The sequence below is a fragment of the Polaribacter sp. SA4-10 genome, assembly GCF_002163835.1.
In the GTDB taxonomy this organism is placed as follows: domain Bacteria; phylum Bacteroidota; class Bacteroidia; order Flavobacteriales; family Flavobacteriaceae; genus Polaribacter.
Genome location: NZ_CP019331.1, coordinates 539,266 through 552,922, shown reverse-complemented (window position 1 = coordinate 552,922; position 13,657 = coordinate 539,266). Strand labels below are relative to the sequence as shown.

Annotated in this window: 14 protein-coding genes; 12 read left to right on the top strand and 2 right to left on the bottom strand. The window is 30.1% G+C overall.

What is annotated here, in order from left to right:
* Positions 1-68: 68 nt before the first annotated feature.
* The 4 genes from BTO04_RS02485 to BTO04_RS02470 all read left to right on the top strand — a co-directional run bounded on the left by BTO04_RS02485 (position 69) and on the right by BTO04_RS02470 (position 3,835).
* Positions 69-518 carry a GNAT family N-acetyltransferase gene (locus BTO04_RS02485; RefSeq protein ID WP_087565301.1) on the top strand — a complete coding sequence of 150 codons (450 nt, stop codon included), beginning with the start codon at positions 69-71 and terminating at the stop codon, positions 516-518.
* A gap of 179 nt (positions 519-697) precedes the next feature.
* Positions 698-1,375 carry a YiiX/YebB-like N1pC/P60 family cysteine hydrolase gene (locus BTO04_RS02480; protein ID WP_232455930.1) on the top strand — a complete coding sequence of 226 codons (678 nt, stop codon included), beginning with the start codon at positions 698-700 and terminating at the stop codon, positions 1,373-1,375.
* Positions 1,376-1,671: 296 nt separating this feature from the next.
* Positions 1,672-2,835 carry a DUF3095 family protein gene (locus BTO04_RS02475; RefSeq protein WP_087562992.1) on the top strand — a complete coding sequence of 388 codons (1,164 nt, stop codon included), beginning with the start codon at positions 1,672-1,674 and terminating at the stop codon, positions 2,833-2,835.
* A 463-nt stretch (positions 2,836-3,298) separates the two neighbouring features.
* The gene (locus BTO04_RS02470) at positions 3,299-3,835 is read left to right on the top strand and encodes a hypothetical protein (protein ID WP_157662410.1); all 537 of its coding nucleotides are present in this window, start codon (positions 3,299-3,301) and stop codon (positions 3,833-3,835) included.
* Positions 3,836-4,379: 544 nt separating this feature from the next.
* Here BTO04_RS02470 and BTO04_RS02465 read toward each other — a convergent pair.
* A complete protein-coding gene (locus BTO04_RS02465) occupies positions 4,380-7,118 on the bottom strand; it encodes an outer membrane beta-barrel protein (RefSeq protein WP_087562990.1) in 2,739 nt (912 codons plus the stop codon).
* A 228-nt stretch (positions 7,119-7,346) separates the two neighbouring features.
* Between BTO04_RS02465 and BTO04_RS02460 the strand changes: the two genes are divergently transcribed.
* Complete coding sequence (locus tag BTO04_RS02460; protein WP_087562989.1) at positions 7,347-7,532, top strand: hypothetical protein; 186 nt, start codon at positions 7,347-7,349, stop codon at positions 7,530-7,532.
* Between the two features lie 8 nt (positions 7,533-7,540).
* A complete protein-coding gene (locus tag BTO04_RS15695) occupies positions 7,541-7,765 on the top strand; it encodes an NAD-dependent epimerase/dehydratase family protein (RefSeq protein WP_368356371.1) in 225 nt (74 codons plus the stop codon).
* A 463-nt stretch (positions 7,766-8,228) separates the two neighbouring features.
* On the opposite strand, the gene BTO04_RS02455 is transcribed toward BTO04_RS15695, so the two are convergent.
* A complete protein-coding gene (locus tag BTO04_RS02455; protein WP_087562988.1) occupies positions 8,229-8,429 on the bottom strand; it encodes a hypothetical protein in 201 nt (66 codons plus the stop codon).
* A gap of 645 nt (positions 8,430-9,074) precedes the next feature.
* Here BTO04_RS02455 and BTO04_RS02450 point away from each other — a divergent pair.
* The 6 genes from BTO04_RS02450 to BTO04_RS02435 all read left to right on the top strand — a co-directional run bounded on the left by BTO04_RS02450 (position 9,075) and on the right by BTO04_RS02435 (position 13,614).
* Positions 9,075-10,295, top strand: a complete 1,221-nt coding sequence (locus tag BTO04_RS02450; RefSeq protein WP_087562987.1) for a T9SS type A sorting domain-containing protein — start codon at positions 9,075-9,077, stop codon at positions 10,293-10,295.
* A 386-nt stretch (positions 10,296-10,681) separates the two neighbouring features.
* Positions 10,682-10,879: a hypothetical protein gene (locus BTO04_RS15145; protein ID WP_157662409.1), complete on the top strand. Its 198-nt coding sequence runs from the start codon at positions 10,682-10,684 to the stop codon at positions 10,877-10,879.
* An 85-nt stretch (positions 10,880-10,964) separates the two neighbouring features.
* Positions 10,965-11,657 carry a dGTP triphosphohydrolase gene (dgt, locus tag BTO04_RS02445; RefSeq protein WP_157662485.1) on the top strand — a complete coding sequence of 231 codons (693 nt, stop codon included), beginning with the start codon at positions 10,965-10,967 and terminating at the stop codon, positions 11,655-11,657.
* 12 nt (positions 11,658-11,669) lie between these two features.
* Entirely contained in the window at positions 11,670-11,900 is a 231-nt protein-coding gene (locus tag BTO04_RS15140) for a hypothetical protein (RefSeq protein WP_157662484.1), read from the top strand.
* Positions 11,901-12,074: 174 nt separating this feature from the next.
* The gene (locus BTO04_RS02440; protein ID WP_087562986.1) at positions 12,075-12,806 is read left to right on the top strand and encodes an NAD(P)-dependent oxidoreductase; all 732 of its coding nucleotides are present in this window, start codon (positions 12,075-12,077) and stop codon (positions 12,804-12,806) included.
* Positions 12,807-13,050: 244 nt separating this feature from the next.
* Positions 13,051-13,614: a TetR/AcrR family transcriptional regulator gene (locus tag BTO04_RS02435; protein ID WP_087562985.1), complete on the top strand. Its 564-nt coding sequence runs from the start codon at positions 13,051-13,053 to the stop codon at positions 13,612-13,614.
* Positions 13,615-13,657 lie beyond the last annotated feature (43 nt).

Here is a 13,657-nt window from a genome sequence, read left to right as displayed (position 1 = left end):
AGGTGCTTAAAACACGTGAAAAACGATATGGAAAACCCGTTGGGCGTCATTTTAGCTTACTCCAAAATATGATAGAAATAATAAGAACAAACTCTCAAAACCCGGAATTTGAAAAACTTGTTCAATTACTAAATTCTGATCTTGCAAATAGAGATGGAAAAACTCATCCTCTATCTCAATTTAATAAAATATCTAGTATTAAGTATGTTGTTTTGATACTGAAAAAAGACATAGCCATTGGTTGCGGAGCTATTTCTAAATACGACAATAATTCTATGGAGATCAAAAGAATGTATGTTTCTCCTGAAGCAAGGGGACAAAGAATTGGAGAAAAGATTTTATCAGCATTAGAAAATTGGTCTCGAGAATTAGGACATACTAAATGTTTACTCTTTATGGGCTCAAAACAACCAGAAGCAAATAAACTTTATCAACGAAATCATTATAATTTAATTGAAAAATATGGTGAACTAAAAGACATTAAAGACTGTATATGTCTTGCAAAAGATTTGTACTAAAAGACAAACTTAAGATGTCTAAAATTAATTACTAGTGCAAGTTTACTTATGAAATTCCGAAGGAGTTTCGCCGATCTTTCTTAATTTAGTAGATTGGGCGTTTAAAACACACAACAAACCATATTACAAAGATGTTGGCAGTAATTTTGTCCCGTTCTTAAATTAACAACAAGAAACTAATGAATAAGACCTTAAAGCAAACTTGCACCCTACTTATATTCTCCTTTGTTTTGCTCAGTTGCAATAACAATCAAAAAAACAATAATTTTGAAATAAAACAAGGAGATTTACTGTTTCAAAATACGGGAACAGGCGAAATAGATAATGCGATTAAAGATGTAACGGCAACTTCATTTTCTAAAAACTATTCGCATGTTGGTATGGCAATGCAAAAAGATGAAAAATGGTTTGTAGTGGAGGCGGTTCCAAAAGAAGGAATTTGCCAAACTCCTTTAATAAAATTTCTGAACAGGAATAAAAATAAATTCAGCAAATCTCAAACCAGGGTTGCAAGACTAGATAGCTATTACCAGCCTTATATTTCTAAAGCAATAGCGTATGGAATCGATAGAATAAATACGCCTTATGATGAAATTTTTTTATGGGATGACGCTTCTTATTATTGCTCAGAATTAGTTTATAAAATGTTTTCTTCTCAAGATTTACCTACAGATTCTATTCCTTTTCTTACTCACCCAATGACCTTTAACGATAGCACGGGAAACCCAATGCCTAGTTGGGTAACTTATTACAAAACACGCAACCAGCCAATTCCTGAGGGAATTGAAGGAACAAATCCTAACTTGATGGCCAGCAGTCCTCATATCAGATTTGTTCATGATTATGAGAATGAATAAAGGGTACATGTATTTTATATAAACTACTGCTAACAATGGCTGTAATTAATGCGGGTTTTGTTGGATAACCAAAAGCTTAATGTGTCCACCAAATCTTTTTGATTTGGCTTTAGAGCAAAAAAGAGATAACAAAATAAAAAGTTTTGGTGAAGTACTTAATCGAAATATAGTGTATTTTTATACACTACGTTTCCTATGTATTGAAACGTTGGACACAATTAAAAGTGAAGGTTTCTTAAAAAAAAATCTATGAACAAAGTATTTTTTTGCACTAATGGTTCTTATATAAATATATTATGAAAAACACTTTATTTTATACAAACCTTGAAAACCACAAAGAGCCAGTAAATGAAATACTTTCAAAAACTGACCTATTCCAACAAATCCCTGATGATTGGTATATTGTTGTTACAGATATAAAAGGTTCCACTACAGCTGTAGAAAATGGATTTTCTGAAAGAGTAAATCTAATAGCAACAGGAAGTATAATTGCTGCGTTAAATATTGCTTCAAAATATGTTATCGATATTCCTTTTTTCTTTGGTGGAGATGGAGCTACATTATTAATTCCACCTATTTTACTACCAGAAATAATGGAAGCTTTGACGTTACATAAAGAAAATATTCAAAAAGAATTTGATATTTATTTAAGAGTTGGAAATATTTCCGTTTCTAATGTTTACAAAAATAATCAAGAATTAAAAATTGCCAAGGCAAGTATTAATAAGTTGCACACAATTCCAATAGTTTTAGGCAATGGGCTACACTTTGCTGAAAAAGTAATAAAATCTAAAGATAAAATTCTTGAGAAACCAAACACAAAAAAGACTCATTTAGATTTAGAAGGAATGGAATGTAGGTGGAATAAAATTGCCCCACCAGAAAACTCAAATGAGGTGGTTTCATTATTAGTTAACGTCTTAAGTGAATCAAAACAAGCTTCTATCTTTCAAGAAATTTTAGAAAAAACAGATAAAATATATGGTTCATTAAGTGATAGAAACCCTATTTCTGTTCCTAAATTAAAATTAAATTTTAATTATCAGAAGATTAGAACAGAACTGAAAGCTAGTAATAAGAAGTTTGGAGTTATAAACTTTTTGAAGGTATGGATAACTGGAGTACTTGGTAAATATTATTATTTGCCCAATTCAAAAGGTAGAAAATATCTAAATGAATTAACGCAATTATCTGATATCCTTGTAATTGATGGACGTATTAATATGGTTATCTCTGGTACTGCAAAGCAAAGACAATTGTTAACTGAATATCTAGATGATTTAGAAAAAAATGAGCTAATTATTTATGGTATTCATGTTAGTAATACCAGTATAATGTCTTGTTATGTTCGAAATAGAAATGCAAAACACATCCATTTTGTTGATGGTGGTAGCAGCGGGTACACCAGAGCTGCCAAGGTATTAAAAGAAAAAACACACAATAGACAATTAAGTATTTAAAAGCGTACGAATAATTTAAATACAAATACATATAACAAAAGCTACATCATACCGATGCCCTGATTTCATGATTGCAAAAGCCTGTTTTATTAGTTTATTAGAAATGGCTATCAATGCTTATTTTTTAGCTTTTCTTTTGTTTATAGTTCGCTCGTAAATGTCTCAAAACCCTTGTTTTGCATTCAGTAAATGAATATAAGAACAGGAGTAACAATGTTAACTGGAAAGAAAATTTAGCATTTTGAATTAAATACAGGTGTTTTCTCAAAGATAGAGATTGATAATTAAAATTCTGTTACTTTGCCATTACTTTATGTAAGGTATCGTTACTAAAAACCCAACGGAGGATTTGTTTTTAAAGCAAAATATGTATTTTTGGTATTGGTATTGGTATTGGTCTAGGATATGCATCTTAATATAATAATTAAAAAATAACAAACACCATTTGGCAAAAACAATAATTATGAAAAAAATACTATTACTAATTTTTACATTACTACTCCTAAATACTGTGAAAGCACAAAATGGATTTGAAACACAAGTAAGTTTAGGTCTTCCAAGCAACACTTTAAGTAAGGAAACATCTTCATTCAATGCAGCATTAAATCTGGGCTATATGTTTTCTACAAAAAAAGAGAATAGTGAAATTGAAAACTTGCCTTTAAATTCACCAACTTCATTTCAGTATGGTGTTTCTGTTGGCTACTCGTATACAATCAGAGATAAAACTTATAATGATTTACAGTTATTACCAATCTCAGCTGTTGTACGAATGTACTATCTTGGAATTTTTTCGCTTGGTTTAGGAGCGGGGTATGCTGTAGACTTAAAACCTAATACTGAAGATAGCGGAATGTTTGCAGAAGCTACGCTAGGTATAGGTGTTCCTCAGGGTTCAATATTTTTTGCCGTAAGAGGAGTGAACTCGGATGATAGCCCAGAATTTGAATGGTCGACAATGTCTATTGGTTTAAGGTTATTACTTGGAAAAAAAAAATGATTGATATATAGAATATGATTACTCTAAAATAATTATTTATCAACTAAGATTTGAGACGAAAGTTAAAAAAACACTAAAAAACATGATAAAAACCGAATGGCTATTATATGCGAATTAATGTAAATTAAAAAACCCGAAGGTTTCTTTGATATTAATTTGACTTATGAAAGTTATAATTGACAAATAAAACTATTTCCCGCAATGAATTAAGCTAAAAACAACGCTGTTCTTCATTAGTTTTGTATACTATTGTACTAGACTTCATTTTATAATTAAGCTCTTATTGTTTATTATTTTTATATTTTATTTACTATTTAACCACAAATACAAAAGTGGCATCATAGTAGTGCTCTGATTTTGCGTTTGCAAAAGCCTGTTTTAAGAGTTTATTAGAAACGGCTATCAATGCATATTTCTCATCTTTTCCTTTGTTTACAATTCACTCATAAATATCTCAAAACCCTTGTTTTGCATTCAGTAAAGGAACATAAAAAAAGGAGTAACAAAATTTGTTTTATACTTTCTGTTCGTTTAAAAGGAGGTGTTAATGGTAACTTCTTCTACTTGAAGGTTCAAATTTTTTGCCTGCACTACCTAGGCTGTTAAATTTCCAAGTAAATGATAACATTGCATATTGGTTTAAAACAGTACTAGATGAGTCTTCAATATAATCTTCAGAAGCAATTCTTCTTGCATTTGTATTTTGGTTTAAGGCATCATACACCCTTAAACTAATTGCACCTTGGTCTTTTAATATCGAATATCGTAATGAAGTATTCCAAAACCAAGCACTTTTTTGAAAACCATCGGCAATATTTGGGTTGTAATTGTATTTTATATCATTTCTCCATTCAAATTTCTTCGGAAGAAAAGTAGCTGTTTGAATCGTTATATCATGACTTATAAAGTTTCTGTTTTCAAACTGATCAATATCATAAATAGTATTACTAAAAGAGACTGCATATTCTGGTCTAATTTGTAACACTTTATCCCAATTAAAATCAAACCCGATTCTAGGAGAAATTGCTGCTATTTTACTTGAATATTGAACACCATTATTAAAGTTGATGTTTTTGTCATAATTACCAAAAACAGTAAGTTCAGCTTTTAAACTACCAAAGTCTTCCCATTTTTTTAATGAACTGTAACTTCCACCAGCTCTAAAGTTAAAGAAGCCATCAACATTTGCATAGGTTGTTTCTCTAATTAAAGTATTTGTATCAATAATAGTTTTTGATACGACTCTGTCATTTGTAATAGAGAGGTTTGCAAAAGACCAAAAACCAGTTCTTTTTTGCCAATTAAAATCAGAAGCACCAAAACGAATATTATGCGTTTTAGAAGGTGTTAAAGCAGGGTTTCCTGTAACAATGTTAAGAGGGTTAGATTCATCTCTAAAGGGCTGTAATTGCGATAAACTTGGTGTGCTGTTTCTAAAGTTATATCGAACTCTAAAGCTATTACTTCTACTTTTTCTAAATCGCACTCCAAAACCGTATTCTAAATTATTAAAATCTCTTTCAAGGTTTGTTTCTGGTCTTAAAAAATCTTTGTTTTCTAAAGTTCTGTTAACGTAGGCAATTTCAGCAGAAGCAGACCATTTTTCATTTCTAAATTCGAGTTCTGCACTTGGTCTTTTTGTTCTGTTTAAATACTCAAAATCGGTACTCAATAAGTTACTAAAATCTGTATAATCGTTTGTAGTTGTATTAAAATCGAATGTGTTACGTATTGTTTTTGTTTTTGTATTAACATATTCATAGGCAACATCTAAAAATAATTTATTAGCCAAAAGCGGTAAACGATAGGTAATCTCACTACCAATTTGCTCTCTATCCGAACTACCATCTGAATATTGATCTCTTATAATTTGATCTGGATCTGTACCATAAATATTGGTTTCAGATTTTACAAAATCTTCAGTTTCATTCTGACTAAAATTAGCTGTAATTTCTGCTCTTATAAATGCGCCTCTATTACCAAATTTCTTAGAAAAATTTATTTCATTATCAAATTGGTTTCTATCAGAGTCGGCTATAGAATTTGTTTTAGAATCATTTGTAAGCGTTTGATTATTGTTTAAACTTTCTGAAGTACTATTAAAAGCATTTCTGTTTACATCTTTATTAAAGTCCGTTTCTATATCGATTCTAAAGGTACTATCTATTTCCATTTCAAAATCTACGCTTGCATCATGGCTATCACTTTCATTAAATGAATTGCTTTTAGAGTTCCTAAAAAAACTATCTCCGTTAGATAAAAAAGTTTCTTTATTGCTAGTAGATGCATTGTCTGATTCACTGTTTTTGTAGAAATAATCTCCAGAAAATTCAACTATTTTTTTAAATGTATTAATATAATTTACCCCATAATTGTTAGAAGTAATAATTCCTTGTCCCCCACCAAAACTTCTATTATTTCCACCATACTGTGATCGTTGGTTTCCAAAACTAAAACCAGGTGAGTTCACATTATTTCCTCCAGCAAGCAAACCAATTCTTTCGCTTTGTTTAAAACGAGTTGCTAAACCAGCATATTCATATCTATCATCGGTTCCTTTCCCTGCAGCTACTTTACCAAAATATCCTTTATTGTTTTCTTTTTTAATAGTTAAGTTAATCGTTTTGTTTTCTCCATCAGAATCTTCACCAGAGAAAGCTTGTGCATTTGTTTTAGTGTCTAAAATCTGTATTTTTTCAATAATATCTTTTGTTAAATTTCTTGTTGTAATTGTAGGGTCATTTCCAAAAAAAGGTTTTCCGTTTACTAAAATTTTATTCACGGGCTTTCCATTTACGGTAATAGCACCTTCTGCATCCACTTCAACTCCGGGTAATTTTTTAAGTAAATCTTCAACATTTGCATCTGCTTTTGTCTTAAAAGATTTTACATTAAATTCTACCGTATCTTTTTTAATGATGATTGGTGCAGCAGATCGAATAACAATAGCGTCTAATGTGTTTGCTGTTTTTAAATATATAGTACCAATATTTTGGTTTTTTACCGCTATAATTTTAGAGTATGGTTTAAAACCTATAAAAGAAACGATTAGTTTCGTTTTAGAATCAGCAGTATTAGCAGCAATTTTAAAATTTCCTTTTGCATCTGTAATCGTATATGCTACAATGCTGCTATCTTTTAATCTTTCTAGATGAACAGTAGCAGATTCCAATATTTCTTTATTATCAGTAGATTTAATGATTCCTGTTATTTCAAAATCTTTTGTTTGAGAATACGTAAAAGAGGTTAAAAAAAAACTAAGTAGAATTAAAATTTTTTTCATTTATTTTTTAGGTGTTATTTTTTATAAAAAAATAGGACTAATTTCGATGACAAAGGTTTAATTTTAAAAAACAAAAAACGACCCTTTTAACAAAACTTTAAGACAACTAAAAGCATGTTTTTTTTAGAACTTCACCAAGTAGCTTATGCGATGTGAAGAGGACATTGCATCTCAATATTTACAAGAGGAAAAACTGAGCCATCGCTTCATAAAAATTTATTTAAAAATGTGGAACACCTAATTGGTGACAGAAAAAATAATTTAACTGCCTTAGAAAATCGCAAATGGGATGTTGCAATTGATAATTCTGGGCATGATGCTGAATGGACTAAAAAATCTGCCAAATTATTAAAAGAAAATTACCACCTCTATCTGTATGCATCCTCTACAGGAGTATATAATACCCCTATTTAAAAAGGGATATTAAAGAAAGTGCAGAACTAATCTTAAAAAAACCTGGAGCCATTAACCAATTTGGAGAAGACAGAACCATAATAGTACGCCCCACTTATATGTTTGGACCCGCTGATAAATCAAACAGATTTATACATTGGCCAATCAGATTGAGTAAAGGTGACGAAGTTTTAGTGCCAGGCAAAAGGAATGAGATAGTGCAATATATTGATGTAAGAGATGTGGCAGAATGAATGATCTGCTTAAGTGAAGATAAAAAAGTTGGAACTTACAAAGCCGTTGGGCCTAAAAAAAATAAAGCATTCATGAATTTGTAGAAAAAGCAAAACAAGTATTCCCAGTTAAAAATACTTTTGTAAAAGTTGATGATTATGAGTTCTTAATGGAGCCTAAAATTTATACTATTGTGCCTTAGATTTTACCTACAGGTAACAACGGCCGATTTGCTAAAATAAATAATGAAAAAGGCTTAGCCAATGGATTAAAAATAACGCCATTAGTAAAGTCAATAAAAGATACTTAAGAATGGTGAGTTTTTAAGCTCTCCCAAAATTTTGTATTTCTTTATTGTGTTCATTATTCCTATTTGACTATTTTTAATTGGACAAAGAAAAAACATAAAATAAATATAACCTTAGTAGTTCGGTTACCAATCTGTGGATTATTAAACTTGTAAAAATACATTGTAAAACATGCTTATATACCCGCATACCAAGCCCATCCAGAGTCGCCATTATCAACGTATTTCTCTGAGACAATAATTTTCTGCAAGTATTTCATGCTTTTATAACCAACAGTATCATTCTTACACTCCTTGCTAACTTGAACTTGATAACAATAAGCATCAATTGTTTTTTTTGATACATCAATTTCTACGACTTCTTTGTAATTTTTCATGTTTTGACATTTAATTGAATAAATATGTTGCTTTAACTACTTCCTTTATGGTTAGATTTAACTCCTAGAATTCCAAATAGTTCTTGGTAACTTTATAGAAAGAGAGGACTTGCACGTGCACTGGAGCTTCAAATCTAAAACACATTATAGTTCTCCTCTTTTTCTATCTAAAGATATTTAATACAAACTAAAGAAACATGTTGTTTGTAAACGTTTTAAAATTCTATTAATAAAAATAGCTATCAGAAAATTACAAAAAACAACTCTTTTATTCTTTCAGGTTTTTTAACAAACTGAAGCCGCATATAAAAAACTGCTAAATAAGTGCTTAAAACTCACAAATTTTCCTGACACAAACACATTGGCCGTAATTAAAAAAACACCTCTAAGTGAACAAAGAGAACAATGAGCTACACCTACAAGAACACAGTAATAAATATCTAGAGTAAACGCTCAATATGCGCAGTAATTAACAAATAAATTATATAAAAAATAACTGTGGGAGGCAAATCTATATTGTCTTTTCAGTAAGATTAAATAGAGATACTTATTCTAAAAAAATAGGGTATTAATACGCTATTTAAAAGGGTCGTATTGTCGTAACATTGTTGTCATTTAAACATTAACAATTAAATTATTTAACAAATGAAACAAATTTACATTCTATTAATTATTCTTTTTAGCGTAAACACCTATTCTCAAAATTGCAATATTGGGAATGAAACTACATCAGATGATTTTTTAGCTGATGATCTAAGTAAAGATTTCTTATTAGGCGTTAAATTTACGCTTGCGGAAGAAGGTACATTAACATCTATGAATTTAGTAGGAAATGATTCTGGATCAGGAGTACAAATGGCTGTTTATGAGGATCTTAATAATGTTCCTAATAACTTAATAGCATCTAGTGATTTAGGTACAGTTGCTAGTGGGGTTACATCTCTTCCTGTAGCTGCAACTTTGCTTCCGGCAGGTGATTATTGGATTATGGCGGTGTATGAAGATACTGGAGCCCATTCAAACTTCTCCCTAACTGCAACAGGAAATCCTGGTTTTTATAAATCTGTAACATATGGATCTGCAATACCAACTAATGGTTCTGATTTTACAGGCTATTCAGGAATAGATTTTTTATATTTTTTAGAAATAGATTGTGGTAATTCTCAAAATTGCAATATTGGGAATGAAACTACATCAGATGATTTTTTAGCTGATGATCTAAGTAAAGATTTCTTATTAGGCGTTAAATTTACGCTTGCGGAAGAAGGTACATTAACATCTATGAATTTAGTAGGAAATGATTCTGGATCAGGAGTGCAAATGGCTGTTTATGAAGATCTTAATAATGTTCCTAATAACTTAATAGCATCTAGTGATTTAGGTACAGTTGCTAGTGGGGTTACATCTCTTCCTGTAGCTGCTACTTTGCTTCCGGCAGGTGATTATTGGATTATGGCGGTGTATGAAGATACTGGAGCCCATTCAAACTTCTCCCTAACTGCAACAGGAAATCCCGGTTTTTATAAATCTGTAACATATGGATCTGCAATACCAACTAATGGTTCTGATTTTACAGGCTATTCAGGAATAGATTTTTTATATTTTTTAGAAATAGATTGTGGCGGTAGTACTCTTTCTATTAATAGTTATAATACAGAAGTTTCAATATTTCCGAACCCTGCATCTGACTTTATTACCATTTCAAACCAAGAAAACATAGAGAGTTTCATAATTATAAATCAATTAGGGCAAAAAGTTCTAAAAGGAATTAATAATAATGAAGAAATAGATGTTAGAAGTTTAAAAAGTGGTTTATATTTCTTAAAATTTGAAAACGGAAATGCAATCAAATTTATAAAAAAATAAATAAAAATAACGTTTACTAACAAAGAGCTGAGCTAAAAAAAAACTCTTTTTTTTATTAGTTCTGTACACTTATCATTCAAGGCTTAATTATATAATTAAGTCTTTTTTGTTCATTATTTTTAGATTTCAATTACTTTTTAACCACAAATAAAGATGCAAAAGTAGGATCATAAAAATGCCCTGATTTTGTGATTGCAAAAGCCCGCTTTAACAGTCTATTAGAAACTGATATCAATGCTCATTTTTAACACCGTATAAAAATACTTTTTAAATCTTAACTACTTTAATATCAGTAAATTTTATATCAAGTTTGTATTTACTAAATTAGGTGTTTAACCACGTAACTTTCTATGCACAAAAAAGAACTCTTCTAAAAATAAATAAGCATGAACAACAGAAAACTTATATTATATATAAGTATGAGCCTAGACGGATTTTTAGCCACAAAAGAAGATGATCTTTCTTGGCTTTCTATCGCAGAAAAAGAAGGTGAAGATTGTGGATATGTTGCGTTTAACAAAACAGTTGACACCTACATTGTTGGAAGCGCGGTTACAAGGAAAAATGCAGCTACTCGTACCTAAAAGTCAAGTATTTTATCGAAATCGACTAACTCATAGTTTAGAAGTTGCTCAAATTGCGAAAACAATTGCTAAATAACTTAGATTAATTGACACTCAAACTGTTCAAGTCTGTTCATTAGCTCATGATTTAGGAAACCCTCCTTTTGGTCATGCAGGAGAAATATTTTTAGGAGATTGTTCGGAAGAAACATATGAAGGAAATGCTCAAACGTTTAGAATATTAAGAAGTATAGAGAAAAGACACCACAATTTCAATGGTTTAAATTTGACAGTAAGAACAATGCTTGGCACTGTCAAGTATTATAAAAAACATAAAGAAGATAAAGAAATCAAAAACACAAAATTCTTATATGACAAGGATTTTGAATTAGTTAAAAGTTGGCTTGAAGAATATAATATAAAACATAAAACAATTGATTGCGAAATAATGGATATAACTGATGAAATAGCTTATGCTTTTCATGATTTAGAAGATTCATTGAAATTAAAGTCCTTTAGTATTGATGAACTTTTACATGAGTTTAGTATTAGTGATAAATTTAAGGATGTGACTACTATTTTCTCAAAAATGATTGAGAATGCTAAAGGATTTGCATCAAAATCAAAGGATAATAAAACATCTGAAGAATATGCTATGTTATTTAGAAAAGAGCTTAGCTCTATATTAGCTGCTGCATTAATTAAAGATATAGGATTAACATCTAATAATATTTTAGGGTATAAAAGTTTAGCAAAATTAGCAAATTGTTTAAAAAAACTAACTTTTAAAACAATATAAAGACAGTCTGATATTATTGAATATGAACAGTTAGGTAAACATGTATTAACTCGATTATTTGAATTATACACAGACAAAGACTACAATAAAGACATGAAGTTATTGCCAGCAAATTACAGGTCTATTAAAAAATGGGATAGAAGAGTTTTAGATTATGTAGGTGGTATGATGGATATTTACGCTCTTCAACAGTATGAAAAATACTTTGGGAAGCTGGAGAGTAAAGGATTGTATTTCAAATAACATCAATTACTATTGCCAATACCTTATAAAATTAACTACTAGTGCAGGCCTCCTTATTAAAAATATTTACAAACTTTTTATTCGGCTTGTATTTATTTAATTTTAGTCCATAAAACCAGCAACTAATCATATAAAAGCACACTGTAGCCAATTTAGGGAAACAACCAAAAATCAATGAAAAAAATTCTAATGACTGGAGGGTTTGGAAAAATAGGTACCTATTTTGTCCAAAACTTCGAACATAAATATAAAATAACCGTTGCAGATATTGCAACACCTAGCGGTGTTTTTACCGATAAAGTGAGCATCAAAAAAGCAGATTTAATGAACGTATCAGTTTGCTTAAAACTATGCGAAGGAATTGATACAGTAATCCATTTGGCGGGAATAGTAGACCCGATTTCCGAATCGGACGAAATTTTGGAGACGAATATAAAAACAACCCAAAATATATTTAAAGCAGCCGTAAAAGCAAAGTGCAAAAGGTTAATTTTTGCTAGTAGTGCCCAAACTATTGAAAGTTATCCCACCGATATTCAGGTAAACAAGAACATGCTTGTAAAACCCAAAAACATGTATGGAGTATCAAAATGTTTCGGAGAAGATTTAGCCGCTTATCATGCACATAATAACGGAATTTCTGCAATATGTTTACGAATTGGAGCCTACGAATTTCCAAAGGATTTTACAGAAATGAACGCAAGAGATTTAAGTGCTTTTCTAAACCCAGACGACTTTAATCAATTATTGATTGGATGCATTGAAACAGAAAATATACACTATGAAGTTCTAAAAGCTATTTCAGATAACAGATACAAACGATTAGACATAACAGAATCAAAAGAAAAAGTAGGATATCAACCAAAAGCAGATACTTTTAAGTTATTTAAACTGAAAAAGGAATAAAAAGGGGATACAACACGCTATAAAATTAATTGGTAGTACAAGTCTACTTTCTAGTAGGCATTTAAACATGTAATAATCCATATTACATTTCGAAAACAGAAATATTAGTAAATAATAATTTTACAAAAAAAAAAAGCTAATAATCAAGTACTTACCTCCTGATTTATTTCTTAAATTAAAATAAATAGCCTATTATTTTTTCATAACTAACCGATTGTTTAGTTTTGTACTGTACTTTGAAATAATGGCAAGAAAAAAAGAATATATTGAGGATGAAGTAATCGATAAAGCAATGAACTTGTTTTGGCAAAACGGTTATGAAAACACGTCTATGCAAATGCTTGAAAAAGAAATGGGTATAAACAAATTCTCTATATACGCTAGTTTTGGTAATAAGCATGGTGTTTTTATTAAGAGCTTAAAAGCGTACAAAACAAAATCTAACGTGTTCTTCAATAAGTTTAAGAACGCTTCTAATGGTGTTGAAGATATTAAGCAATTTTTCTATGACTCCGTGAGCGCGCTGTATAAAGAAGAAAACCAAAAAGGATGTTTTGTTACCAATACCTATAATGAATTTTCTGAAAGTGAAGACCCCATTATAAAAGAACAGATGTCTTTATTTATGGATGATCTTAAGAGTTTAATTATAGAAAAATTAAGCATTGAGAGCTCTAAAGATGAAGAAACAATATTGAAGCATGCCAACTATTTGTTGTTAGCAAAACATGGTTTGGCCGCAGCTGCTAGAGTTAATAGCAGAAAAGAAATTGAAGATTATATAGAAATGACGTTCAATAATATATAATCCTTTTTTTAACGAATAACTAAACAGTCGTTTAGTTATTTAA